The following is a 25,941-nucleotide window of genomic DNA, read 5'->3' on the forward strand; positions in this document are numbered from 1 at the left end:
TGATTCTGTGCTATGTCTCATTAAGCCCTGACCCATCGCCTCTTTCTTCCGCCTCTAACCAGGCTCTCTTATGCGCTAACAATAGAGCAAGATATGTTTGAGTCTGCTCCAATTCAGCTTTTTTTCTCTCGATCTGCTGCATCTTGACGCCCATAAACTCAATCTGTTTCCGCAGAGGAAGCTCATTTGCCGCTCCTGCCTGCACCATTACTTTGAGCTCAGCTAACGTAAAGCCTGCTGCCTGAACTCTTTTGAGCATCAGAAGATGTTCAACTGACTCCTCATCATAGTCGCGATAATTATTCTCTCCGCGTCGCACGTGTCGTGCATCCAGTAACCCCTGCTGCTCATAAAAGCGAATAGTGGGGGCCGTCAAACCGACCTTTTGTGCCAGCGCGTGGATTTTCATCAAAACCTCCTCTATTATTGCAGCATCCTATCGGCGAATTGAAGAAGAAACAGTTCAGATAAGGAGGTCTAAGTCTTAAGCAGCCAGAAAAATCTCAGAGATGACCGCCTCACCACTGGCGACAGTATATCATTGGCTGGTGAAAACAGTCTACGCTCTTTGTTCGTCGCTCCTCAAGAGATCGTCCAAAAGATGCGCAATCGGCGTGGCAGACTCCACCTGCTGTGCAGTCTGTTGAAAAAGATCAATATCCTTCAAAATTATCTCTTTCTGGCTGAATCTGGCAGTTTTCTCAGCAATCATCTTGCCATAGCTCTGATAGATGGGAGAGGGAAATAACGTCTGTGTCAGCATATCAACCACAGCCTTTGGCTCGGCACCATTTTTCTCGGCTAGCGAGAGCGCTTCCTGTAGGGAGGAGACGGCCGAAAAAATCAGGAAGTTTCCAACAATCTTGACAATATTTGCCGCACCAACTACTTCGCCAAAATCGAAAATACCCTGTCCCCCCATCGCCTTCAGGAGCGCCTGGACGCGTGCTTTAGCGCTCTGTGGACCAGCAATAGAGATCCAGAGTTTTTGCTCAACAGCTGCCTCAGGTCGACCAAAGATGGGAGCCTCAAGATAGACACTACCATATTGAGCATGCAGCGCCGCCAGTTTCTTCGACGTTTCGGGCAGTACCGTACTCATCGAAAGATGGATACCACCTGCTCCCAGGCGTTCCAAAAAACCATCGCTCATAACGATGCGTTCCAGAGACGCATCATCCCATACGATAGTCACAACAATTCCCCCGTTCGGCACCGCATCGGCTGGAGACAAGGCCAGCTGCGCCCCCTGAGCCACCAGAGTTGCCGCCTTACTTACAGTGCGGTTATACACTTTGAGAGCATATCCGGCCTTAGAGAGATTTTCCGCAATGGGGAGGCCCAGACGACCAAGCCCAATAAATCCAATTGTTTCACTCATTATTATCTATTCTCCTGATGCAGATCGCCACAAAAACATGATGTTGACGTCAACGTCATGTTTCCCACAAAAAAAACTAGCCCTGTTCTGTTTCCTCCAACCAACGCTCGAAGCGCTCGATATGGGACTGGACATCGGCACGAAATTGCTGGAGTTCCCCTACCTTCTGATCCACCTCAGCAAGGTGCCGGCGCAGGATGACGAGAACTTTCTGCTTTGGTTGTATCCCACTCGGATCAGTAAAATAGAGATCGATGACATCGCGTATCTCATCCAGGCTGAGCCCTAACTTCTTTAACTGATCAATTTTTCGCAGGCGGGCAAGCGTCTCCTCGGTATAGTAGTGCTGACCATGGCCCTCACGCTCACCTGGAGGAAGCAGTCCAATGCTCTCATAATAACGCACGGTGCGCGGAGTTACCTCTGCTCGTTCTGTCAAATCACCTATACGCATACGCTCATTCATCGCGCACTCCTCAATATTACGTCAACGTCACGTTCATAGACTATCACCTGAGCGAGACTATGTCAAGCATCCGCTCGCCTCGGGGTACGCTTCATTTTTTTGCAATGGGAACGCGCGCCCCCATGACCAGTGTCAAGCGAAGCGAGGACACCGTAGTGCTCTGTCAAAACACAGAAGGACGTTGCGTGGCAAAGGAGGATGGCCCCTTGAACCAGGCGCTCAGGCTCGCCGACGTAGCGGCGCGGCTCCGCCGTGCTGTCACGTCCCGCACGAACACGTCCCATGTGCATCTGAAAGCAACGCAGACGAGACGATCCACGGTGGGAAGATCACGCAATGGAACCCCATGGGGAGCGTGGTCGTACGGGACGTGACAGCACGGCGGAGCCGCGCCGCTACGTCGGTGAGCCTCTCACCCCATCGCCTTCTGGAGCTGTTTTGGACACACATCACCAATACCGCATCGGCGCGATGACTTTTGACAGAGTAGTAGCGTCGCACGCTCGCGTGCGATGTCCCACTCGACGTACGATCAGGCAGGCCACCGTGCCAACGGTCTCGTACGAGTCACTGGGACATATATTACAGGATCGAGGCTTCTTCATCGCTAAGCGTATCGGTTGAGCGCACAATGAGCAGAGGAAGTCTTGTCGCATGCAGCACCCGTTCAGTAATGCTCCCCAGAGCCCAGCGCTGTAGTCCGCTGTACCCATGCGTTGTCATAGCGATGATCTGTGGGGCAGGCATGTCCATATATTCGCACTCCTGAGCGGCATGAATGATGCCTTCAGCGATATCGTCCTGCCGCATCACAGACCATGTAAGCGCTAAATCAGGGTTCTCAGGGTGCTCAGACCCCAGACGTTTACGCGTCAGTTCTATGGTGTGATTGAGATAACTGGTTGCCTGTGTCACCATCGATGGATTGGCATTAGCATCCAGACCCTTCTCGGTTGGAAGAATCATAAGCAAGGTAAGGCGTAGCGTAGCAGATCGGGACGCAGCAAATGAGACGAGGAGCTGTATTGCAGGAATAATCGCTTCCTGAGCTCGTAGGGACCCATCCACAGGGACAAGCACATGGAGCGATGTGTCCACCTGCGGCGGAATTTCTACAAGCGCCGTGCTGTTTTCATGAAGCAGAAAAACTGGAACCGATGCGTGATGTGAGACTTTCTCTGCCACACTCCCTAATATCCAGCGTTTGACCCCGGTATACCCATGGCTACAGAGCACGATCAGATCAATCTGCTGTCCTTCCGTAAGAGAAATGATGATCTGTGCCGCCTGACCTTCAAGCACTTCCGTCTCTATATGGACATTAGTCAAACTGCTATTTCTACTTACTACACCTTGCAAATAATCCCTGGCTATCTCAAAATCACTCTCGATCGCTGCCTGTACTACCTCTACAGTCTCGGGATACTGAGGAACCACCGACATTAAAGGCGTGACAACCCGCAAGAGTACGACCGTGCCATGAGACGCATGAGCAAGACGTGCGGCAACAGGCAACGCCTGTTCTGCACGCGAAGACCCATCGAGAGGAACAAGAATACGTTGAAACATAGCATTGACCCTTTCATTCTCATCTGGACTGATAACCTCTTTTATCGTCACGCTGCCTTATCTTATCCAGTCTGATTGTTACTACTTCCTTTCAAAATCATTCGCTTTATCTAAAGAGTATAGCTCGTCCATATCACAGGAGCAGCAAAATTTATTAAAAAGAACTCACAAAACAAGACCAAACATCCTATTCAGTCAAGGTTTATCATCTCTCATCAAGAAGAAAACCCACCGTCGCGCCACGAGGGCACTATGGTGGGTTGCTATGATCCATCTGGCGTTAAAAAGAAGCACACCAGCACAAGTGTGGTGATGCGCTAATTACGCATGACTCACATTCCCGGTCACAGTATCTATCACGGTACCAAATACGCTTGGGATGTAACTGAACCCCGTCTGAATAGGGAAATCCACCCGGATGGGACTATCTGAGCTCCAGATACTCTTACCTGTCTTAGGATCTACTTCTGCTACATAGCCACGATTGACAATCTGATCACTATTCTTGGTGGGAATACCGCCAAAGATAAATAATTCTGGCTGGTTTTGCATCGATGATGTGGCTGGCACAATATCCATGGCTAAGAGAGCTTTATTCCACAGGAGTTTTCCGTTTGTGAGATCAAATGCATAGATAAATCCATCACCCATCACCGCATAGATTGCGCTGGAGCTCATTCTCAATAATGCAACATGCTGCGTAGAGGCTGTGGTCCGTATTCCACTGACTGGTGCAGCCGCATCAGCAGTCCATTTTTTCTTTCCATCATTCAGCCCGTATGCAATGATCTGAGTGGCCATGCCATTATTTTGCGCAATAAAGGCAACGTCCTTTGTAAAGATCATTCTTTCTATCCCATTCACGGGGAACTGTACCAACCAGGTGACTTTCCCAGCTGAATCGTCGGTATGGATGGTGAGCAAGCCTGCTTTACCATTATCTACCGTTTCGTTAAAAGATGATGTGACAACCTGTACAGTATGTGTCTGAGTGTCTGCAGCATAACCGACGATAGTCATGTTCTTTATCCACAGAAATGTGCCTGTATTAGCAGTAAGGCCACTAATATTTTGTCCTGTCGCCACCATCAGAACATCTCCATCGATCCACATCTGACCGATGGAATCAATCGAATGATTTTGACTCATATTGTAGCTCCAGATCTGCTGATGAGTTCGCACATCAATGGCAAAAATAGAATATTTATTTGAGACGTAGAGGGTACTTCCATACAAGGTCACAAAATTAATACCGTTATTACCTTCCACATTGAGTTCCCAGGTCGCCTGACCTTTACTGGCATCTACACCATAGATGGTATTACCACTACCCACATACATATTATTGCCATCCAAGACAAACGTCGTCACATAATCAAAAGGCGTCTGCCACACCATTTTTCCCGTTTTTGCATCAAAGCCACTAATATAATATGCACTCGACGCCGATACATTCATATATAACATTCCATTACCCGGCGTCAGATTAGCAGATGAACCATTCGTACTGCTCCCCTGAGTTTTGCTGGCCCAGGACCACGACTGATGCCCATCTGACGTACGATACTGCGTGATCGTATTGCCGTTATTGAGGTAAAAGCGATCTCCATAATCAGGTACGGCTGTCGGTGTCGCCTTCGGTGTCACCTTCGGCTTGGTGTTTGAGGACGAAGAGCTACATCCTGAAAGCAATACGAGTAGAAGGCCAAGCAGGAGAAAATAATTCCTCACAAAAATATACTTGTTTCCTTGCTGCATAAATAATTCCTCGCGATTCATTAGTATAGAATCTTTATAGTAAAAATATCTCAAAAATACTTACTCAAAAATTAGTATAGATCTACTTATAAACCAAGTCTATAGTATATATTTGCTACTTACACTGAACGTAACCCTGTTCCATCAGCCACAAAAAACGTCATAGACCTCCTCTAAGAAACGTCCTCTTGCCAGATGCATCTGACAGGGAAACGTTTCTTTATTCCTGATGGCTGCTCATCTGCCACAGTGGATCTTCATGGTGAAAAACGCCGTGTGGAACTACCTGGCAAGCTGAAAAGGATTTTCATATCCTGCGCCATATTCCAAACATCCGGTGTCCCCAGACCCGTAGCCATGTCATATCCTATATGTGCTGGATAATGGAGATTATTGCCTGTGGTGATATCATGAAAGGCAGGTAAAGGAAATACCCTCGTCGCGAGCACATAGAGGATTGCATTGACATTGCCTAGAGAGACCCCATGTTGTATAACCAGATATTGATTAAGGTCAGCCATCATCGCAGCCCATAGGGGAGCAGCTGCACTTGTCCCACCAATCTTCAACCAGCCGGTACACGAATCGGTCACACCTGTACAATAGACCTGATAACCTGTCTCGGGATCCGCATTCGCCGACACATCTGGTACCATACGATAGGGATTGTTCGGAGCAAGATCGCTTTGATACCCGGGACGGGAAAAATACACGCTGATTCCTCCCCCACTCCCAACATTCTCCTGCTCGCTACGCTTGCTCCAGGCGATTTCACTCCCATACATGCCATCGCTTCCCATATGGAGTGTGGTCCCTCCAACACCAATCACATTGGGATCATCCGCTGGCGTATCAACGGCGAGATCCTTGTTCAGGCAATCATAGGCACCCGCGTCACCGCTCGCGGCAAAAAACGTTTGCCCCTGTGCCATTCCTTGTTTAAAAATGTTATCGAGAGCCCGTAGCTCGGCATTTCCTGAAGCCTCTTCACACTCGCCCCAGCTGGTGCTCACGATGCTTGCGACATTATCCGTCACAATCCGATTATAGGTTTCATTGACGCCTGCCACTGAGTTTGGGCCAATATAGATCTTCTGTTTGGCGGCAGGAGCAAGCGCCGAGAGCATCTCCATATCCAGGGACACCTCGATCGAGCCATTTCCCTGCACATTAGAGGCGCCACCAATCAGGACGTTCGAGTATTTTCCTGCCCCCAGGTTATATTTTTTGAGATAGGTCGTAATATCGTCAGGATTATATCCATCCAATTCGAAGAGCGCAATCGTTTGCCCCAGGCCATTAGCTCCCATGTGGAAGAGAGGTGGAAGGTGATAAGCCGCCCCGATCTCACCTGGCGTATAGCCCGGATTGGGCGAACTCGGCAGGCGCGATACCCCATGTCGGAGAGCCTGTCGCTGCAATCCCAACGGATGATAATGGGCAACATTATCCAGACCTCCAATAGTTTGAATCGAGGATGCAATAGATGAAGGTACTGAGGGGTCAACCGAGGGTGCATAGACTACACGACCATTCAGTCGATACTGCTTTAAACTAACATGAAAGGCTTTTTCGACGGTGGCTGCGGAACCAGAAGCATCAATAAAGAGATTATTAGAGCTGATGGCTTCAATATGAAGATTCTCTCCATGAAGATAGGCGATAACCTGTTCAACCGTTGTATGGTCTGGTCCAAAGAGGAGAGCAAATTCCTGGGGGGTCACATACGTGTGATAAAGCGTTGAAGCCGGGTTGATCTGTGCTTTCAGCAGAGCATTGAGCGTTTCTTGATGCTGGAGAGCCAGACCGATCGAGAGTTGAATCACGGTTGACTTTGGAGCTTGCCCAATCGGTGGCACTTTCGTCAGCAAGGGCACGAGATGACCCGGCAAGGTATGACGTTGAATTGGCCCTGATGACGACATGGCGAATGCCGGTACAACGCTTATGAGTACCTTTGAGGACATGAACATCATCAAAAGGCCACAGACAATCGGCGTCACAACGTGTAGTATTGATACAGAAATTTTTTTCTTCACAATCCCCCCTTGCTTTTTCTCACAGCGAGAGCCTCATTATCATCGTTGTAGAGAAAAACCTAACATCATCTGAACTAATTTGGCATCAGAAAAGAGCTCTACCAGTGATCTATCTATGTTGGGACAAGAAATGTCAGGAGTACTACGTCCCGCATAATGAACAAAGGTTCGCGTGCCAAAACTTATTGGCTTGAGGCAGAGAGGATGGGAAGGAGTGCTAACTGCCATCGCCTTTGCAATATGCTCAAAAAATTGAATTGTGAGTAACGAGGACAGAGTCCCATTACCTTTTCGATGACACGACGTGTAGTTGGCAACACTATTGAGCATAACATTAATTGTATACGAACAGCTATTGGTCGAACCTGAATTCTCAATCACCGCCTGTATCGCAGGAAAAGGAAGTATCCTTTCCGGGGAAGCTATCACATGTGAAAAAGGTATGAAGAGAAGAGAAAAAAGCACGACTCCGCAGATGAAGAATTTTTGATATGTCCTATACATCTTATCCAACCCATCCACCCTATCCCTTTTTATAAATCTCCATGATTATGTTTAATTTTCTGCATTTACACTATAAGGTTTATCAAAGCACTAAAGAAGATGTAATAATTATAAATGGGCAATTTGATTATTGTCAACATATTCTTATCATTATCTATACATCCATATATTTTTATCTAAATACATAGCAAACGCCCTCTCCAAGCAGCGCTTTCACATCTTCTAGAGAGGACATTTATCTATAGAGAGGATTTCGACGGCTTAAGCCGCCTTTCTGGCATCCCGCAGCAAACCAAGCCGTATCAGACTCTCAGCAGTCGCAATAATAGCATCTTCGTTCGAGCGTGGCATCCAACCCAGCACGCTTCTGGCCTTCTCGCTGGTCGCATCCCTGACCCTATCCAACTCGGGGGCAATTTGTACCAGTGTTGAGTCGAACCGCGCGGCAAGCCGCACGACCCAGTTAGGCAGAATCCTCGTCGGGACGCGCCTCGCGGAGTCACCCAGGCGAGCTCTCAATACCTGGGCCATCTCATGTATTGTCATGCAGTTACCAGAGACAGCCAGAAAGCGCTCTCCCTTAGCGGCGGGATTGATCATGGCTCGCAAGTGCAAATCGGCAACGTCCCGCACATCGACGACTCCCATCGACAAACGCGGCGTACCTGGCAATGCCCCATCCATCAAGCGCTGCACGATCTGGATCGAGGTCGAGTAATCCGGCCCCAGCACCGGTCCAAACACACCGACTGGATTGACAACGGCAAGTTCCAGTGCTCCACCCTCACGGGAGATGAAATCCCATGCCGCACGCTCCGCCAGGGTCTTCGATTTTACGTACGTGCTCATATGACCGCCCTCCACGTTAGTCCAGTCCTCCTCAGAAAAGGGCCGATCTCTAGGCTCCAGACCATAGCCGACCGCCGCAAAAGAAGAGGTCAGCACGACACGTTTGACTCCCATATCCCGCGCTGCCCGCAGCACACGTAACGCCCCCTCACGTGCGGGTATAATCAGCTCATCCTCATGTTTTGGCTCATGCAAAGGGAAGGGCGAAGCAACATGCAGCACAAAGTCACAACCAGTCACGGCTTCTGACCAACCAGCATCCGACGTCAGATCAGCGACGGCAAACGTGAGCGCTTCTCCAGGTTCGCTACCACCAACCTTGAGCATCGCACGCACGGTAGCTTCACTCTTCAGCGAACGCACCGTCGTCCGCACGCGATACCCTGCCTCTAAGAGTTGCAAGATACAGTACGAACCAATGAATCCCGACCCGCCAGTAACAAGTACTAACTCACCGCTCATATTATTGACCTCCTGATTTGTCTGCTCATCATAAAGTGTCTCCTCGAAAATACGTTACAGGGTTCAAAGCGTTGCTGCTCGTATAGCTCTGAACTCCTCTCACTATAGCACAAAAAAGAGACAAAGTAAACAATTTATACAAATTTAGTTTACTTTGTCTCTTTTTCACGCCTGGTTATTGTAGTATCGAAGAATGTCAATCAGGCCAGACCAGATTAATCTTCTCCGACAATTGAGGGCTCATGCACCCCAAACCTTTTCTCTGTTCTGATGCGAGCACGTTCGGCCTCAACCTCGCGATTACGTGGCTCAGCGTTCGTGACCAGCCCATCCAGCAGATGCCGGGCAATCACACCTACCTCCTCAACGGCCTGATTGAATAGCTCCTCGTTCGCTTTCGAAGGTGTATTGAAACCCGATAGTTTTCTCACAAATTGGAGTGACGCTTCCTTGATCTCCTCATCGGTAGCCGGAGGATCAAAATTGAACAGGGTCTTAATGTTTCGGCACATACTACTTATTTTCCTTCTGCTGGGAGCCTGCTTGCCGTGAAAGACTTGCACTATTAGCATCTCTCAGCCTCTACTAGCCTGTTCTCATCGCTGATCAGAAAAATGGAAATAGCCGTAGTGACATAAATCACCACATCTGTATTTATCAGGAGGACTGAGAAGCTTCGCGTAGTTGAAAAATATGCTTGATATCGGCGGTCTGACTGAGCATAGCATGAACGCCACAATAGTGTTGTGTATCCAGATCGATCGCTCGCCGAATACTGCTCGCTTGCAAATTTGTGCCTGTGAAGATATGTTCAACCACAATCGAAGTGAACACCCTTGGCGTCTCCTCGGACAGCTCTCCCTGCACACTCACCTGATAATCTGTCACATCCTGATGCATCTTACTCAAAATGGAACGAATACCCACACCCGTACAGCCAGCCAGCGCCACCAGCAACGCCTCCATCGGACTCGTCCCCTGATGCTCCGTCCCGCCGCTCAGGATAATGGTATGTCCACTCCCCGTGCGTACGCTAAAACTACTCTCATCGATACTTTGCGCAAGCGCCAACCTTGTTCGAGACATTCTTTTTACCTCTTTTTAGAGGTCGAGCGAAGCGAAGACCATGTAGCGTCGCACGCTCGCGTGCGATGTCCCAGTGACTCGTACAAGCCAACAGGATCTCGGCGCACCACGCCTGGGGCCTGATCGTACGTCGAGTGGGACATCGCACGCGAGCGTGCGACGCTACGGTGTCCTCGCTTCGCTCGACACGGATGCTGGGAACACTGCATAATGAAGCGCTCCTCTCTTTTTCACTCTATCCATGACCATCAACGCCCCGTTATTCTAATTCGTTCAGGACGCCTCACCAGGAAATAGATGAGCGCTCCAATAAAATGCGTGAAGATAATCACAAGTAACCAGATAAGCTTATCATTTGTAGCCGAAGGCTCATTAGTGGCACAGTCGATAATCATCCAGAGCCAGAAGATCGATCCCAGGACCCCAACGAGGCCAATGCAGCAGGCGATGAGCAGAAAGATCATTGAAAACATCTCTATTTTCTCCTTGTTACATACTTTTTGTATGTTTTTTGCAAGAGGTTATTTATCATATCTACTAGAGAGAACGCAATGAGCACACCACTTTCCAATCTCTGCCGTTTCGTCCTGCGTGAACGATAGCGAAGCAAGCTATTTCTACCTGATCGGCCACAATAGTTAATGAAAGATATAATAGGACAAGAAGCCAATTCGTTTGATAATTGGCTTCTTGTCCTATTATATCTGCAATCAGGGCAGGGTTTCAAATAAGATACTATCCGGGAGCGTATTTTCAATGCGAGCTAAGACCGTGTCATCGACGGTCACGCCTGCCTTTTCCAACGCCAGACAAAGAACTCCCACCACAGGCTCAAAGAGGGAATGCACCGTCTTTTTCACCGGAGAGACTTTGTGGACTTCCTCAAGGATCATATTCGCCAGCAGCATCGAGGAGTGGCGAAAAACTCCACCTGCGAGCACCAGAGGAAATTCTGTGCCAGACAGACCGACTTTGTGCGTGGCAATATTGACGTAACGACCAAGCGCATGTCCATTTCTGACCACAATCTCACGAGCAACGGGATCACCAGCTTCTGCCTGATCTAAAAGGATAGGAGTTAGACCGTTGATCTTCTGCCGATAAAAGTTTTGGTTTTCACGACAGGTCAGGTGATGCTGCACTGCTTCAATACTCTTCAGGCCAAAAAATTTAAGGACACATTCTTTCAAAGAGGTTTGCGGAGCGATGCCAAGCTCAGCCAGATAGAGAGCATGAAGCATCCGTTTTGTCAGATCCTCACTTCCATCGGCATCAACCTGCCAGAAGCTTGTGTGCCAGATTTGATCATTGGTACCTCGTGCCCCAATAGCGGCTCCTGTCCCGCAGATAACCGCGCAACCAGCGGTGCTACTTAATCCCGCATGCAAAGGATTAAGTGCATCGTTTTGAACCACAATGTTGCGCCCAAACCCGCGAGCTTGCATCTCCGTTTGCAGCAACTCAAAGTCCTCCGACCAATCAGCGCCGGCCATGCCAAACACGCCCACGGCCAGATTCTCTGAGGTGATCTGAGCTGTTTGCAGAGACTGCATAATAGCCAGCTCTGCCTCATTCAGGGCTGTGAAAGGAAATCCTTTTTCATCGACCCCGGCATTATAGAGATCGGTACATCCAGAACGACCGACGCCAAGAATCGTGCCATCAAGCGATGCAATCAGAGCAATAGTTTTGGTATTTCCACCATCCACAGCGAGAACATAATCCATGTGCATCTATTCTTTCTATTTGTTATCATGCACATATGTGCAGCAAGAAACATGCTTATAATGCCAGTCCAAGCAAGCGTGACAACCGCACAATCTCAAAGGCGGACTGAATATTCTGATCATGCAAAGTTTTTTTGGCCGCCTCGCGCAGCAACGCTGTTGCTACGGGCGTATTAAGATCGTCATCCATCGCAGCCATAAAACGATGACGCAACTGCGTGTCTTCGCCATCGACATTGACGCTATCGGCCAGCACACGTACCTGCTTGAGGTAAGCGGCGCTCTCCGCAGCAAGACCAAGATCCCGCGAGAAACATTCCCAGGGATAACGATAGTGATGATTCAGCAAAACCAGACGAATAGCATCCGCGCTATATGTTTGCAAGAGATCGTCGATCATTGTCATATTGCCAAGTGACTTACTCATCTTCTCGCCATCTTGATAGACCATACCGATATGCATCCAAAAACGGCTAAAGGGCGATTTATGCGTGTAATGCTCAGATTGAGCAATCTCACAGGAATGGTGAGGAAAAGCCAGATCCGAGCCGCCACCGTGAATATCTATCTGCTCGCCCAGGAAGCGCATCGCCATCGAGCTACACTCGATATGCCAACCAGGACGACCGAGACCCCAGGGGCTTTCCCACGCGGGCTCACCGGGAGCCTGGGCTTGCCACAACACAAAATCGAGTGGATCATGTTTGCGAGGATCATCGGGAGAGCTACCACGGCTATTCGCGATGGTCAGCAGCGAGTGATAGTCCTTCAGGCCAACCTTATCCGCTAAGGAGCCGAAATCAGCATCACGCTTCACACTATAGTAGATCCAGCCCTCCTGCTCATAAGCCAATCCCTGCTCAAGAAGTGACTGGATAATGCTCATCAGATAAGGGATCTCCTCCGTTGCCTTTGGATATGCATCGGGACGACGAATATTCAAGGCATCCAGATCGCGCAAGAAACGTTCAGTCTGACTTTGTCCAAGTTGATCCCAGGGAATATCAACCTGACGAGCACGCCGCAAAATGCTGTTATCGATATCCGTTAGATTTTGTACATAACGCACCTGATAGCCTTGATAGAGCAGATAACGAATCAGCACATCAAAAGAGACATAAACAAAAGCATGACCCAGATGGGTCGTATCATAAGGAGTAATCCCACAGACATAGATACGTACAGTTGTATCAACTGGCTTAAATGACTCAAGATCCTGAGTAAGTGTGTTAAAGAGTTTCATACAGGTTACTTATTTCTTCCTATCCTATAAGAGCGTGAGAAAACATCTCTTTCTCATTACAGACCAAAGCCCATCAGTATCATACAACTGAAAACCACTACAAAGCCACTTAATTCCAGTAGAGCGAACAGTTTAGCTCTCTGAAGCAGGATAGTAAAGGAGGGTTTAAGGGTACCGTCAGCCGTCAAGATATCCTTTAAAGGGACATCGAATAAACGGCGAAAAGTCCGACTCATTACCAGGGTTCCCCAGGCCATGGTTGCCGTGGCGATCAAAAAAGCCACCAGAAATGTCACGCCATAAGCAGTCCCCAACAAAAAACTAAGGCTGCGCACAGGACCAAACACAATCCCGCGTATGAGCCCAAATACAATCACAAATAATGCCGCGACGGTCATCACTTTATCGCCACGTGCCCCTAACAACTTTGCGACGCTCCGTTGCTGCTCCAGTGGCAAAGTAGAGATGGCCGGGATGACAACAAAATTTCCATAAAGTGCCCCACCAAACCAAAAGATGCCACATAAAACATGTATCCACTGAATCGCATAAATAAGCCACATATATTTCTCCCTGAATAATTTTCACAGAGATCTCTCTGTACGAAAACTTTTCCTTTCTTTACCAGTTCTAATTGCTCATGGGGAGAGTATAGATTGCGTTCCGTTATCGAAGCGTTTCTTGGGACTGTACCCGTAGCGTCCAGCCTATAAGTAGCCATACACCTGAGCAAGAGCGATAGCTTTTTGTAAGGAGATTATGGTTTGTGCACTTTGCTGCTGATCCCATGCATTGATAGCCAATTCTAGAGTATCAGTCAAAGGAGCAGGGTAAGCCTCCTGGGTGGGCGCGAGCAGCTGATGCACATAGACGATCGCATCCGTCAAACGTTCTTGACGCAGAGCGATGTCGAGTAGAGGCCAGAGAGCAGTCCATTGGAAGGGATAGGCGATGGAAGCTTTTGCCCAATCTGCCACAGCACGTTCGGCAAGTGCCTGTGCTTCATGATACTCGCCGGCACACCAGGCAAGCCAGGACCGGCCAGCATCTCCAGCGGCCTCGTAGCCAAGGTCAGGTACCTGTAAGAGTCGATCAATACATTGCCTGACTTTTTCCGGCTGTTTTTGCCTGCGAAACAGCATCGTCATCATAAAAAGCCCAAATAATTGAAGCGAGATATCTCCCGCCTGTTCTTCGAGAGCCAGAGCAGTCTGCATCGTTTCCTCAGCAGCCTCGAGGTGGCCGGTCCACATCAGGCAGCCACCCAGAGTGTACATCACGTTGCCGATAGCACCTGCGGCATCCGCTTTTTGACTGATAGAGAGGGCTATGCGCGCTGCTTTTACTGTGTCCTCTGATATCTGGTAGCGATATAAACGCAGGTCTCGATGGCACAAGCACTGAAAATAGTGCGCCTGCTGCGTGAGCGTGCCAAATTGCAGCACGGGATATTGAATCTGCTCCAGGATGGCTGTCATCTCATGAGGACGATTGAGAAAATATAGTCCCCAGAGCTGCTCAATTTCGATCTGTAGCCATTCCTGCTGCCAGTGGAGATCCCGTTCGCTCACAGCAATGAGTTGTAACAGGCGCTCGGCTTCTTGAAAAGATGAAAGCCCTTCAGTGGGATTCGTAGTATTGTTCCAGACACGGGCAATTTTACGATGCAGGCGAGCGTGCCAGCGATAGTTGTCTGCTGGAATTTGTGACAGGATATCTCGCAAGATGAGCAAGCAATCTTCATACTGAGCATTAAAATAGAAGATATCGCCGAGGCGTTCACGTAAACGAGCAAGCTCTATCAGTTGCGGTTGCGGCCTCGCTTGATAGAGTTCGATAGCACGTTGAAAGGAAACGATGGCCTCCTGATTGGCATAAATATTGAGCGCAACCTCCCCGGTTTGCTCATAATATGGGATCGCTTGTTCGCTCAAACCTGCCTGCTCATAGTGAACCGCAATCTGCCCGCTCACGGCCTCCAATTGTTGAGCATACACCTCTGCCAGAGCCTCGGCTACGCGTTGATGCAGCAGACGGCGTTTGACGGCACTCAGAGCAGTATAGGCCGCCTCGCGCAATTTATCATGGCTAAAGTCGTAGCCATCCTCTCCCTGCTCATAAACAATCCGGCGTTGCCAGAGCTCATCCAGGCTCTGCACAACGGTCTTTTCAGGATAGCCACTGGCTCGGACCAGCATATTGAACGTGAAAGAGCGGCCAATCACAGCGGCAATGCTGACCAGTTCGTGTGCCGTAGGTGAAAGTTGCGCGAGCCGCGTGGTGAGTATTGAGCGGACCTTTGAGGAGAGCTGCAAAAAAGAGCGTTTACCACGTTCCTCTGGCTCTGATGCGCCAAAGGAGTCCGCCAGCATGGTTTCGACCACAAAAAGAGGATTGCCTTCGGTTTCCTCGTAGAGATGGTATTTGATCGTCTGAGTAAGCGCTTTGCCCGCGATGTGTTCTGCCAGCAGAGCTGTATCACTACTATCCAGGGGATCAAGCGTGATCGAGATCAGAGGGATCTCACGTTGCAGGCTGGTGAGCCATGTCCGGAGGATGTCAGATGCGCTCTCTTCGCTACGCACCGTACAAATCAGCAGCAGAGGCAGGGATGGGTTGGTACGAAACAGATAGTGCAGCCATGTGAGTGTCTCACCATCGACCCATTGCAGATCATCAAGCACCAGCAGGAGGGGCTTGCGCGTGTGCAGGATAATCTGGGTCAGTGCTTCAAACAGGCGTTGTTGCTGCCAGCCTTCAGTGATGGGCGCTGGATGGGGGAGCTCTGGATACTGAAGCAGAAGTTCAGGCATCAGACGGGCAATCTCGACTAACCAGAGATCAGACAAGGTTTCAAGGCTCGCTTTTAACGCCTCATGTTTGAGCCAGCCGATGATCGGAGTATAGGCAATCTCGCCTTCCACTGCATAACCGCGGGCACTCGCATTTGATATCCCTTGCCCCTGCACCCAGATACGTACTTCTTCGGCCAGACGCGATTTCCCAATGCCAGCATCCCCGGATACGACGACAAGTGATGATTGCCCACTGAGCGCATGTTGCCAGGCTTGCTGGAGTTCTGTCCATTCGCGCTTGCGCCCCACAAATGGCGTCTGAGTGAGGAGGCTGGCACTCTGAGTATCGAGTGTCGGAAGAGGGCGCAATAAACGTTCGTACAGAGCATGGGTCAGTGCATCTGGCTCCACGCCAAGCTCACGCTCCAACGTCGAGGCGCAGGTATGATACGTACGGATGGCCTCCGCTCGCTTGCCACTGACGGCATAGAGCTGCATCAACTGACGATACATGGCTTCGTCAAAAGGATCAAAGCGCAAAAGCTTCCAGGCAGTCGTGATCGCCGCGTCATACGCCCGTTCCTGCTCATAAACGTCGATGAGACGCTTCAGCGCTTGATAAAAAAGCTCACGGAGATGATCTCGTTCTGGAAGTAGCCATTCGTCCGAGCTAGTCGGAAGCAGATCCCCCTGATACAGTATCACCGCCTGCTCAAGTGCCTGCCGTTGCTGCGTTGGATCTGATGCGTGTTCCGCGATGGTCAGAGCATCAAGAAATGATTGGACATCAAGCCGCCAGTTCTCGTGAGCATACCACTGCAAGGTATAACGTGTCCGACGCACGAAGAAATCAGCGTCCGGCAATATCTGACGCAGTTTGAAGACCAGGTTGCGTAAATTTGTATACGCCTGCTCTTGCGTCGATTCCGGCCAGAGCAAAAAAGCAATCTGTGAGCGTGGTTGGGGAGCGTCACGATGAAGAAGAAGATAGGCCAGGAGCGATGGAAAGCGTGCAGTTTCGGCAGTGACGATAGGAATTCCGTCAGCAGATAAATGGAAACCGCCCAATAGTTGAATATGGATGGTTGGACACACTCCTCCCCCTCCTTATCATATGCGTAGATCGGATTCAACATATCAGGTCTCCTTACCTGTGTCAAGCCTACCACAGAATTTCCTGAGAAGCCCTTACATGTATACATAGGGTACTTCATTGATGCTGTGCCGCGCCATCAAGTGACACGCCTACTGAGGCAGAGATGATAAGCACGATGGCCAGTATTTCGCGTATCCCGATCGTTTCTCGCAGCACGACGAAGCCGATCAAGGTAGCCGCGGCGGGCTCAATACTCATCAGGACCCCAAAGACCCGTGAGGGGAGCCGCCTGAGTGCTTCTAATTCCAGCGAGAAGGGGACAATGCTGGAGAGCACAGCAACGCCTGCTCCGACTAAAAGGACCTGGGGACTGAGCAGTGCGACACCACCCTCATTAATCCCTAGCGGTGCGATGACCACAGTAGCAATAGCCACCGCCAGTGCCAACCCCCGCCCACCGGTAAAAGATCTGCCCACTCTGGCGCTACAGAGGATATAGGCCGCCCACAAGATACCTGCCAGCAGAGCCAGTCCCACCCCTACAGGATTAACCGCCCCTTGCCCAAGTGGCGCGAGCAGAAGAATACCTCCAACCGCCAGCAGAGCCCAGATAATATCTTTGACGCGACGCGACTGTACCAGGGCCAGGCCCAGCGGCCCAACAAATTCTAACGTCACTGCAACACCCAATGGGATAAACCTAATCGCCACGTAGAATGCTCCATTCAGGCCCGCCAGTACAACGCCAAATAGAATAACATTGATATACTGCGCTCGCGTCAGCCCGCGCACCTGTGGTCGCCAGAGGAGCATGAGCAAGACCGCGGCAAAGCCCAAACGTAAAAACGTCGTGCCCAGTGGTCCAATCGTGGAAAAGAGCCCCTTACCGACAGCCGCACCTAGCTGGACAGAAATAATCGCCAGCAACGCCAGCAACTGCGCCGGCACCTTATGCGTGAAATTCTGCCAGCTTCCTGGCTGCTCTTTAAGCTCTTTTGCCTGGATTGGATTATTGATACGTGTATCCTCCGTCTGGCTGGACTCAAAAGATGAACTCATGATTTCCCCTGACTCTTATGTAGATGTCGCATGCAATCAGTAATATGCCCCTCTATCGTAGCACGAACACAAAGTCTACCACAACATCCGCTGGAGGCAGAGGAGTTATCCACGTGAGATGATCAAATCCACCATTAAACATAATCTGCGACTATATTCAGGCAATCTTTTCGTCGTTTATGCACTTGTATGCGTAGTATCAGTATAGAGATATATTCATTCACCCATATTTTGTGAAAAGAGGAACATCATGACAGAGAACGACAGTACGCCGCCGCCTGAGAATACGGGACAACTGGTGCAGGTCGCAGCGGAGGCAGTGCATCTCACCGGCATTTTAAACATTCCAGAGGGCGCTCGTGGATTAGTCATCCTACCTCACGGCATCGATGACGTTGGTACCACTAACCACAAAAATATGGTGGCACTAACACGAACCTTTTATCAATCCGGCCTCGCGACATTGCTCCTGGATCTCTTTTCCAGCGATGAATTGGCCTTCGATCAGCGCACAACCTTTTTCCGACAAAATATTGGCATTATGCAGCAACGCCTGGTTGGTGCCGCCGAATGGTGCTTAGAAAAATCAGCGGCGAAAAATCTCTCCATTGGCTATTTTGGCCTCAATATTTTAGGAGCAGCCGCCATAGCAGCCGCAGCAAGCCGTCCAGACATCGCCGTAGCGGTTGTCGCGGGAGGAAGCGAGATCAATCTCGTCCAGGAATATGCGCAACGGGTACTTGCTCCAACGTTATTATTGGCCGCAGAAAAAGACACCGAAGCCGTCAACAGTCAGCAAAAGGTATTGGACCTCTTTTCCTCAGAGAAACAGAGCGAGATTGTCGCAGGAGAAGCATCCCTTTTCGACAGCCAGCACGGATTTGACGAGGTAGCACGTCTGAGTAGCGCCTGGTTTGCCCAGCACCTCGTCCCCATCATCTAAACCAGCCAGGATAATCCCTTGCACTAGGTGACAGGCCAGCCAACGTAGCGGCGTCGGCTTGGCCACGCCGACCATTTCCCGCCCGATCAAGCTGGCTTAAGAGCGCTTCAATGACGTGCCCTGGGGAGCGTTCCGTACGAGCGACTGGTCGGCGTCTCCAATGCGACAGCGGCGCGAGCCGATCATGGTTTGAGCGGAAGCGCCCCTCCGTGTGGCAGCGTATCGGAGCCGGGATCAGGGACAGGCTGCGAGTTCAGATAGGAACTACCAGTGAAGTTGCTGAGGTTGGCCCCTGCTTCTTCTGGCACGACGTTGGACTGCTCAAAGTAGATCTTCGCCGTTTTAGGCAATTGATTATTGGCAAGCAGAGTCGCCTCGGTCGGCGAGATTGGATGAACCCCACTACCGTCGCCGAGGTCTATATAAATGGGCGTAGGAGGAGTTACAGTCAGCTTTTCCTGCGTGTGCTCCTTCCCCATATTTGCAGCCTGATTCCAGGCCTCAGCCAGAATCCATTCTTTGCCCACATCCCAACTTGCCTCTTTCGTCACATCCAACAGAGCAACATCAGTAGCGCCATCGGTCAGGAAACCCAGGGCCACCGCCGCGACCGGAATCGCGATCTGGTCCGGCTTGAGTCCAAGGATTGTGAACTCCTTCTCAGTCTCCTCTTTCGTGGGAGCATTATACACAAAGGTGTTGAGATTGGCTGGTATGTTATCCTGCAACTCGGACCCCACCAGGACCAGGTTGGTGACGTGATAGTTCTTCCCACCCTCATCCAGAACCATCTGCTGAGCCACCGCTCCACCTTCCTGATAACCAAGCACTGTGATTGCGGTGTTACTCTTGTCGAGGCCATGGCTGTGCAGGTATTGTTGGATGGCTGCCTCTACAGCTGCGCTGGTCGTGCCACCTTTAACCACGACGACCAGCCCATTCTTTGTCTGCCACAGATAGACTTTCCCGGTCATACCAGGAGCGGTAACATCGGCGATCAAATCTCCAACGCCCGGCTCGTTAACCTCTGACGCGGCCAGCACGTCGACCTGGAACTGTCCCACAATCGCCTGGAACTCTGTCACCCACTCTGTATAGCCACTCTTCATCTTATTTGCAATCACGTTCACATAATGCATTGCCAGTTCATACGTGCTATCGACAACTGAATCATAATAGACATATTGTTCATGGCTCAGATCCTTGTTGGTCAAGTAATTCTGCATATCACTATGGCGTTGAGAGCGATATTGCTGAAAATTTCCTTGAATACAGGAAACGGCATAGTTAATATTATCTTCCATGATCCCCTGTCCTTTGCCAGGAGTGAGCAGATCATTTAATTGAGAACTCAAGCCCGGCAAGGTATCTTCGCGAATGCGCCAGATGACGGTCGTATTGATATCAGTGCTATCGTATGCGCCATAGCCCTGAGCGTCACGAAAATACTGTGGCAGAAAGGTCATATAGCGATCCGCATTCTCGAAATCGACGCTCCCATAGAGATCGTGGGCACCCAGATGATAGTAAGATTCGCTATCGAAAGGTGTGGACATCTCCTCCAGCCCTTTATTGGTTTGATCACAAGCTAGCTGGAAATCCTGCAACTTTGTAATCACATGCTGCGCTCGCGAGACGTTGCGTCCGACCGCAGCGACACATGCATCGGCACCTTGCCCCAGAAACGAGATGCGACCGGAGACGCCAGCTATATTCGAGGTGACATAGCGCTGAAACTGGGTTGTATCTGTTTTATACGTGTTGACAGCCGTGCCAGTTTTTTGACTCAAGAGCTCCAGCTGCTCCGTCAATGGCCTGATTACATCCTTAAATGAAGTCATGACACACGTGTCCTTCCTCTAATTGCAGTATCCTACCGACGGATCGGAAAAGAAACAACCCGGATACTGCCCCACTCTATTCGTGATACCTGATACGTTTTGTGGTTATACGGCTAGGGGATCAAAGTCTGCGGGGGAGTATCCGTAAACGCATTGACCGTCGCTACTTCCTGCTTCTCTGTTGCCGTGGCGGTCGAGAGGAGAATATGGCCAATCGCGATGCGCTGATCCAGCACATCACTGTAGCCCTGACAGAAATTGGTACTGAATTGCGTGAGGACGCTTTCAAGGATATGTGGCATGTCAGGGATGATACCTTTTAGATCTCTTTGAAGGTTATTAATTGAGGTAGGTTCCGTCGAAGTTTGCTCGTTCTTCGCGCTATTAATAATCGAATTGCCCAGATCCTCGATCGAAATGGTATCGATTTGAAATTCTTCTAATGCCACGGTCGCATCCTCCTTACGCAACTAGCTGCGCTCAAACTATTTCTATCTGCTGGCAAAACTTTGTGGAAAGTTCCGGTAAGGCTATTTGATTCAAATATCAATTATACATGCAAAGATGCAAAGATTGTACCATAGCTTCCTGTCGATAAACAAGAGACGTTTGGTCAACGTAGCCGAATTTAACCATCCCAGCGGACACGCAGCAGGCACATAATCCAGGTTTGAAAATCCGGGCAGCGCGCCAGATTCGATGAATACCAGGCTTGTTCAAACAGCTCGTGCAGGACCGGATTGATACCTCGCAGTATCTGACGTACTGCCCTCAAGCGCTGAGTCATCTCCTCGCGAGCGCGAGCCTGTTTGAATTGGAAGAGGGACTCGCCATCCGTTAACGCACGAATCAATGGATTCCACCATGTCAACATCTCCACCAGCAACATCGCGCCGGCAAAACGATCGCCTTCGAGGCAACTCTGACCCTGAGCGTCAAGGCGTGGATGTTGATAGCCATTCCATCCCTTAGCCGGTCGCGCGACAGGTGGCATCCCTTTGAGATACAGACCCTCAAGATCTATCAATTCGACATGCTTGTAGCCCACCACGATGACGTTATCGCCTGCAATATCGGTATGAGTCAGCCCATGTAGCTCCAGATTCCATAACACATAGCCCATCGTAAGAGCTAACTCTTTGGCCTGTGCGAGAGAATACTGCGCGGAAAGAGCTCCATCATCCATAAAGCCCGCCCATGTGCGACCTGACACCCAGGGCATCAGAATACTGTACTCCAGCCCCGGATACGCTGCAATCAATTCCGGAAAGGTCGCTTTCAGCAGGCAGACACGCTTCGCTACCGCCAATCCCGGCAGAGAGCCAAAGGGATTCTGTCGGACGACCGCTTGCTCAATCGATGCATCAACGGCTCCGGGATTTGGCACCTTTAAGGCCCAGAGAGTTTTATCAGCCTCGTTTTGAAGCTGATATGTGGTTGTCTGCATGCGTACAATTTTATTTACCTCATCCGAGATGATCGGATGAGGCAAATATCGATAGCTCTGTTTTCCAATCACCAGCTTTGTATGAAGCTCCGGACCAAACACATTCATTGATCGCCTATCTTTTTTTAGCTCTTGCGCTTATACGTTATTCCAGCACAATTTAAGTAAGGTCATATCATCATTGCGAGGTTGCTGCAACAAAGAGTGCATCCGCGCTTGTAGCTCTGCTTCGTCCAGATGGAGTAGATCCGGCCCGATTGGATCGAGTCCATCAGTATGAATAACCAACGGATCGGCCCGATACAGCGTACTGGTACACACGGTCGTCTGTCCCTGGCTCCCCTGCTTCGTCGACCAGCGTTGTGTATCATCGCCACGATCGCCCAACTCTCGATACTGATTCTGTCCGATGAAGGAATAACCGGTCACGTTTCCCATCCAGCAAAAGAGCGCAGGCATATATGCTGGCGTCGTGGTTGTGGTGGCGTAATCGATGCGTCCAGCGAGAAACACCGTCCCGCTGCCATAGCGATCGCGTTGCTCATTGACAATCTCACGCTCCCAGGCGGAGAGTTCGGTGGGCAGCCTCAAACGCGAGAGCGTCCTCTGACCGCTCTCGGCCCAGAGCGAAAAGCTTGCACGCAGCGCGGGCTGCAAGATCAGCGGATCTTGAGGAATGTGCGGCAAGGTCTGGAGCCACTTAACCATACGACGAGCAAAGTAGCGTGCAGCGAAGTGTCCCTGATAGGAACTTCCAATGCCATCGCATACGCAAAAGCAGAGCGATGCTGTACGCCAAGAGATCACAAGCCGCACGAAATCCTGATTGGGCAATCCCTCCAATTGAGATTCGAGGCAGCGTGTCGAGAGGCAGCGAATGGAGAGCAGCGGCTCAAATGGACTGTACACAGAGGTATCAGTACGAAGCGAGGTCTCAATCACAGAAAAATCTTTCCGCTGGTGCGTATTGGCATCGAGCACAGTAAAGACTCCTTATCAGGCATAGACTGACCTATAACTGCGTGGCCGAAGAGGCAGCGATAGCTAAACGCATCAGTTCCGCTTGCGTGCCAGGGAAAAAAAGTGCCGCCCCCTTCTGAAGTTGATAGCCTGCCGATCGATTGATATTTTGACGATACGTCTCTGGTAAGGTCGATGAGAGCGAGAATAAGAGGCGAGCATAATTATCCGCAATATCTTTCGCTCGCAGGACGCCCTCCCACTGCTGCCAATTCTCCACCGGCTTGCGCAACAGCTTCGTCGTCATCAACACATTCTCCACCAGTACAGGACCATCATCAACGCGCATCTTCTGAATACGCTGCACGATGGGAGCTGGATCTTGCGTCGTGCGTAATGCATCCGTCAGATGACACACAAGTGGAGCCGGACTACCGCGATAGGTCTCCAGATGCTGTTGCAGAAGATCCTCTACCGCACTGAAGCCGGCCGCCGTATCTGTATCCTCGCCACCGGCCAATAGCTCCGGTGGACCACCAACCCGCATCAGCTCTGGCAGAGTACGAATACCTTGCAGAATATCGAGCACCGTCGTGCTGTAAGCCAATATGGCTATATGATAGCGCGGCTGTACTTTGTTATCTCTCATAGAGCGGAAAACCATCGCCTTGATGCCCTCTCGCAAGGTTGCGTTAACCAGATCTATTTTGCTCGTTGTTAACCCGTGTCCGCAGGCATCATTCATAGATGCGCTTGCGTCAATGAGATAGATAACGAGAGCTGGCGTAAGCCTCGTTGCTGGCTGTAAATAGTGTTCCATCGCTTTTCAACTGACTCCTCATTAGTACCTTCGAGCACGAGCGCAGCGTAGGCCGCCTTTTTCTGGACATAGGATTTATACTGGGATAGGCAAGACATGCTTGAGCCGTTTTTGACCCCCATTGTACCAGTAATAGGACACGCGGGCAAGAAATTATTAGACTTTTTTCGAGGAGATCATATGACGTCAACGCGTATCTTTGTCAGTTATGCGACCGCAAAATCATCGCGCCAGGAAAAAGACATGGCAGCAAAGCTTATCCTGGATCTACAAGCTGCCAAAGTAGAGGTGGTCATTGCCAGTGAGAGCATTTTTGACGAAAACTTTATGCAATTCCTCTATAAGGAACTGCCACTATGCCAATACATCGTCATCGTACAGAATGCAGAAGCGCTCCAATCTCCACGCGTCCAATCCACCGTTAACCTTGCCCTGACCCTGGTCGCGCAAGGACGCGTCAAAGAAGTACTGCGCTTCATCATCGCCTCTTCCGCAGCGGATGAAGAGCCCCGTAACGTAAGCAGGCTTCGCAGCTTCGACGCTTCTCAGGATTACTTGAGAGCCAGGGATAAGCTCTTACTGGACCTCGACCTGTTTACGCTTGAGAAAGATCCAGATGAGACTTTTGTCGCGCCCGCAGAAATACGCCGCTCATTCAATCAAGCGGGACCAACAAAAACAGATGATGTCACGGCCAAAACGGCTTCCATCGTACCCAGACAGCCGCAGCGGACCGCTGCTTCATCCAATATCGATCCATTATTGGAGGAGCATCTCTCTCCCACTCTGGATCAGCAACAGCCTCGCTGGCCTGCTACGAAGATCGCACCAGCGAAGCAACCGCAAGAGCCGAAAGCGAGATCCCAGAACAGCAAATCTAAGCAGGCACAGATAGATCGGCCAGCCCCACTTATCTCAAAGTATCACATACCGCCCGTATGGATTATTATTTTCTCGGCTATCCAGGTCATTACAATCATCCTGGCGCTTGTCGTACTTATCTGGGGAAGAGAGAGCCAAACAACGAGTGCCATCATTCAGCCCACCCCCTCGGTACTTCCATCAGCCTTTACCAATCAGCTGAATACGGAGATCCTTTCGGCCACGCAATCGCAACAAAATCCCTATGGCACCTCGAATAAGCTGGTCGTCAACGATACTCTCGACGGTAACTCCACGGCAGGCGATTATGGCTGGGACAATCTCACAAACGCGCAGTCCATGAGCTGTCACTTTGCCCATCAAGCCTACCTCCTGCAATCAAATGGTCCTGGCAGCTGCCTGGCAACTAAGACCAGCTATGCCAATCTGACCTACCAGGTACAGATGACGCTTGAGCAAGGACAGGCCGGAGGACTGATTATTCGTGCCAGTATCGCACAACATAGCTATTTCAAATTCGAAATTACCGTGAATGGGAACTACGTCATAACACGCAACGACAATAACAATCTGGATTATCAGATCGCCGGCGGCTTTAGTCCGGCGATTAAACAAGGCTTACATCAGGCCAATCTGATCAGCGTAAATGCCAATCAGCAGACATTGGATTTCTATGTGAACCTGCAACATATTGTGTCCATACAGGACAGCCATAATCGGACAGCCGGCAGTATCGGCGTCGTCGCCAGCGGTCCCAACCAGGATTTCACCACGCAGGTAGCCTTCAAATACGCGAAAGTCTGGAGCTCAGACAATCCCAATCCCTAAAGCTGATCTTACATCGAGCTTTTACATAAAGCTTTTTTAGTAGAAAATGTTTGATCGACCTTTTCTCTCCTTTGCTTGAGGAACATCAATATAGGCGCGTGGTAAAAATAGGTGATAGTCTTGTTCTAGTAGACTTATCCTGATATACTTTTAATCCTGAACATTTTTTCTTATATGAGAGGAGTT

The 25,941-nt window shown here is 50.0% G+C and carries 25 protein-coding genes; 4 read left to right on the top strand and 21 right to left on the bottom strand.

What is annotated here, in order from left to right:
- Positions 1-10 precede the first annotated feature (10 nt).
- From AC27N8_RS01950 to AC27N8_RS01960, 3 genes are all read right to left on the bottom strand, one after another.
- On the bottom strand, positions 11-409 hold the full coding sequence (locus AC27N8_RS01950; protein WP_487063400.1) for a MerR family transcriptional regulator: 399 nt from the start codon (positions 407-409) through the stop codon (positions 11-13).
- A 150-nt stretch (positions 410-559) separates the two neighbouring features.
- Entirely contained in the window at positions 560-1,381 is an 822-nt protein-coding gene (locus tag AC27N8_RS01955) for an NAD(P)-dependent oxidoreductase (protein WP_487063402.1), read from the bottom strand.
- Between the two features lie 76 nt (positions 1,382-1,457).
- Positions 1,458-1,847, bottom strand: a complete 390-nt coding sequence (locus AC27N8_RS01960) for a MerR family transcriptional regulator (RefSeq protein ID WP_487063404.1) — start codon at positions 1,845-1,847, stop codon at positions 1,458-1,460.
- A gap of 185 nt (positions 1,848-2,032) precedes the next feature.
- Here AC27N8_RS01960 and AC27N8_RS01965 point away from each other — a divergent pair, with 185 nt between their 5' ends.
- Together AC27N8_RS01965 and AC27N8_RS01970 are read left to right on the top strand one after the other, a co-directional pair.
- A complete protein-coding gene (locus AC27N8_RS01965; RefSeq protein ID WP_487063406.1) occupies positions 2,033-2,221 on the top strand; it encodes a hypothetical protein in 189 nt (62 codons plus the stop codon).
- A complete protein-coding gene (locus tag AC27N8_RS01970; RefSeq protein ID WP_487063408.1) occupies positions 2,184-2,471 on the top strand; it encodes a hypothetical protein in 288 nt (95 codons plus the stop codon). Before AC27N8_RS01965 ends, AC27N8_RS01970 begins: the two co-directional genes overlap by 38 nt.
- Here AC27N8_RS01970 and AC27N8_RS01975 read toward each other — a convergent pair.
- The 13 genes from AC27N8_RS01975 to AC27N8_RS02035 form a co-directional block, all read right to left on the bottom strand.
- Positions 2,430-3,416, bottom strand: a complete 987-nt coding sequence (locus tag AC27N8_RS01975; protein ID WP_487063410.1) for a universal stress protein — start codon at positions 3,414-3,416, stop codon at positions 2,430-2,432. The genes AC27N8_RS01970 and AC27N8_RS01975 overlap by 42 nt on opposite strands.
- A gap of 321 nt (positions 3,417-3,737) precedes the next feature.
- Positions 3,738-5,174 carry an outer membrane protein assembly factor BamB family protein gene (locus AC27N8_RS01980; RefSeq protein ID WP_487063412.1) on the bottom strand — a complete coding sequence of 479 codons (1,437 nt, stop codon included), beginning with the start codon at positions 5,172-5,174 and terminating at the stop codon, positions 3,738-3,740.
- A gap of 257 nt (positions 5,175-5,431) precedes the next feature.
- Complete coding sequence (locus AC27N8_RS01985) at positions 5,432-7,213, bottom strand: S53 family peptidase (protein WP_487063414.1); 1,782 nt, start codon at positions 7,211-7,213, stop codon at positions 5,432-5,434.
- Positions 7,214-7,978: 765 nt separating this feature from the next.
- A complete protein-coding gene (locus AC27N8_RS01990; RefSeq protein ID WP_487063416.1) occupies positions 7,979-9,028 on the bottom strand; it encodes an SDR family oxidoreductase in 1,050 nt (349 codons plus the stop codon).
- 215 nt (positions 9,029-9,243) lie between these two features.
- Positions 9,244-9,540 carry a DUF2277 domain-containing protein gene (locus AC27N8_RS01995; RefSeq protein ID WP_487063418.1) on the bottom strand — a complete coding sequence of 99 codons (297 nt, stop codon included), beginning with the start codon at positions 9,538-9,540 and terminating at the stop codon, positions 9,244-9,246.
- A 145-nt stretch (positions 9,541-9,685) separates the two neighbouring features.
- Positions 9,686-10,114 (bottom strand): OsmC family protein, encoded by a 429-nt coding sequence (locus AC27N8_RS02000; RefSeq protein WP_487063420.1) that lies wholly within the window; start codon positions 10,112-10,114, stop codon positions 9,686-9,688.
- Positions 10,115-10,119: 5 nt separating this feature from the next.
- On the bottom strand, positions 10,120-10,323 hold the full coding sequence (locus AC27N8_RS02005) for a hypothetical protein (RefSeq protein ID WP_487063422.1): 204 nt from the start codon (positions 10,321-10,323) through the stop codon (positions 10,120-10,122).
- Positions 10,324-10,362: 39 nt separating this feature from the next.
- Entirely contained in the window at positions 10,363-10,587 is a 225-nt protein-coding gene (locus tag AC27N8_RS02010; protein ID WP_487063424.1) for a PLDc N-terminal domain-containing protein, read from the bottom strand.
- A 237-nt stretch (positions 10,588-10,824) separates the two neighbouring features.
- On the bottom strand, positions 10,825-11,841 hold the full coding sequence (locus AC27N8_RS02015) for an N-acetylglucosamine kinase (protein WP_487063426.1): 1,017 nt from the start codon (positions 11,839-11,841) through the stop codon (positions 10,825-10,827).
- A 55-nt stretch (positions 11,842-11,896) separates the two neighbouring features.
- Positions 11,897-13,084 (bottom strand): cysteine--tRNA ligase, encoded by a 1,188-nt coding sequence (gene cysS / locus AC27N8_RS02020; protein WP_487063428.1) that lies wholly within the window; start codon positions 13,082-13,084, stop codon positions 11,897-11,899.
- Between the two features lie 56 nt (positions 13,085-13,140).
- Positions 13,141-13,647, bottom strand: coding sequence for a hypothetical protein (locus AC27N8_RS02025; RefSeq protein ID WP_487063430.1), 507 nt, complete (start codon positions 13,645-13,647; stop codon positions 13,141-13,143).
- 144 nt (positions 13,648-13,791) lie between these two features.
- Complete coding sequence (locus AC27N8_RS02030; protein ID WP_487063432.1) at positions 13,792-16,974, bottom strand: ATP-binding protein; 3,183 nt, start codon at positions 16,972-16,974, stop codon at positions 13,792-13,794.
- Positions 16,975-17,089: 115 nt separating this feature from the next.
- On the bottom strand, positions 17,090-18,034 hold the full coding sequence (locus tag AC27N8_RS02035) for an EamA family transporter (protein WP_487063434.1): 945 nt from the start codon (positions 18,032-18,034) through the stop codon (positions 17,090-17,092).
- Between the two features lie 250 nt (positions 18,035-18,284).
- On the opposite strand from AC27N8_RS02035, the gene AC27N8_RS02040 reads away from it, so the two are divergent.
- The gene (locus AC27N8_RS02040; RefSeq protein ID WP_487063436.1) at positions 18,285-18,977 is read left to right on the top strand and encodes a dienelactone hydrolase family protein; all 693 of its coding nucleotides are present in this window, start codon (positions 18,285-18,287) and stop codon (positions 18,975-18,977) included.
- 182 nt (positions 18,978-19,159) lie between these two features.
- On the opposite strand, the gene AC27N8_RS02045 is transcribed toward AC27N8_RS02040, so the two are convergent.
- From AC27N8_RS02045 to AC27N8_RS02065, 5 genes are all read right to left on the bottom strand, one after another.
- A complete protein-coding gene (locus AC27N8_RS02045) occupies positions 19,160-20,818 on the bottom strand; it encodes a hypothetical protein (protein WP_487063438.1) in 1,659 nt (552 codons plus the stop codon).
- 113 nt (positions 20,819-20,931) lie between these two features.
- On the bottom strand, positions 20,932-21,267 hold the full coding sequence (locus AC27N8_RS02050) for a hypothetical protein (protein WP_487063440.1): 336 nt from the start codon (positions 21,265-21,267) through the stop codon (positions 20,932-20,934).
- A 179-nt stretch (positions 21,268-21,446) separates the two neighbouring features.
- Positions 21,447-22,373 carry a hypothetical protein gene (locus AC27N8_RS02055; protein WP_487063442.1) on the bottom strand — a complete coding sequence of 309 codons (927 nt, stop codon included), beginning with the start codon at positions 22,371-22,373 and terminating at the stop codon, positions 21,447-21,449.
- 30 nt (positions 22,374-22,403) lie between these two features.
- Positions 22,404-23,246: a protein phosphatase 2C domain-containing protein gene (locus AC27N8_RS02060; protein WP_487063444.1), complete on the bottom strand. Its 843-nt coding sequence runs from the start codon at positions 23,244-23,246 to the stop codon at positions 22,404-22,406.
- A 31-nt stretch (positions 23,247-23,277) separates the two neighbouring features.
- A complete protein-coding gene (locus tag AC27N8_RS02065) occupies positions 23,278-24,045 on the bottom strand; it encodes a hypothetical protein (RefSeq protein WP_487063446.1) in 768 nt (255 codons plus the stop codon).
- Between the two features lie 180 nt (positions 24,046-24,225).
- Here AC27N8_RS02065 and AC27N8_RS02070 point away from each other — a divergent pair, with 180 nt between their 5' ends.
- Positions 24,226-25,755, top strand: a complete 1,530-nt coding sequence (locus AC27N8_RS02070) for a TIR domain-containing protein (RefSeq protein WP_487063448.1) — start codon at positions 24,226-24,228, stop codon at positions 25,753-25,755.
- Positions 25,756-25,941: the final 186 nt, after the last annotated feature.

It is taken from the genome of Dictyobacter sp. Z7_2 (assembly GCF_057551105.1).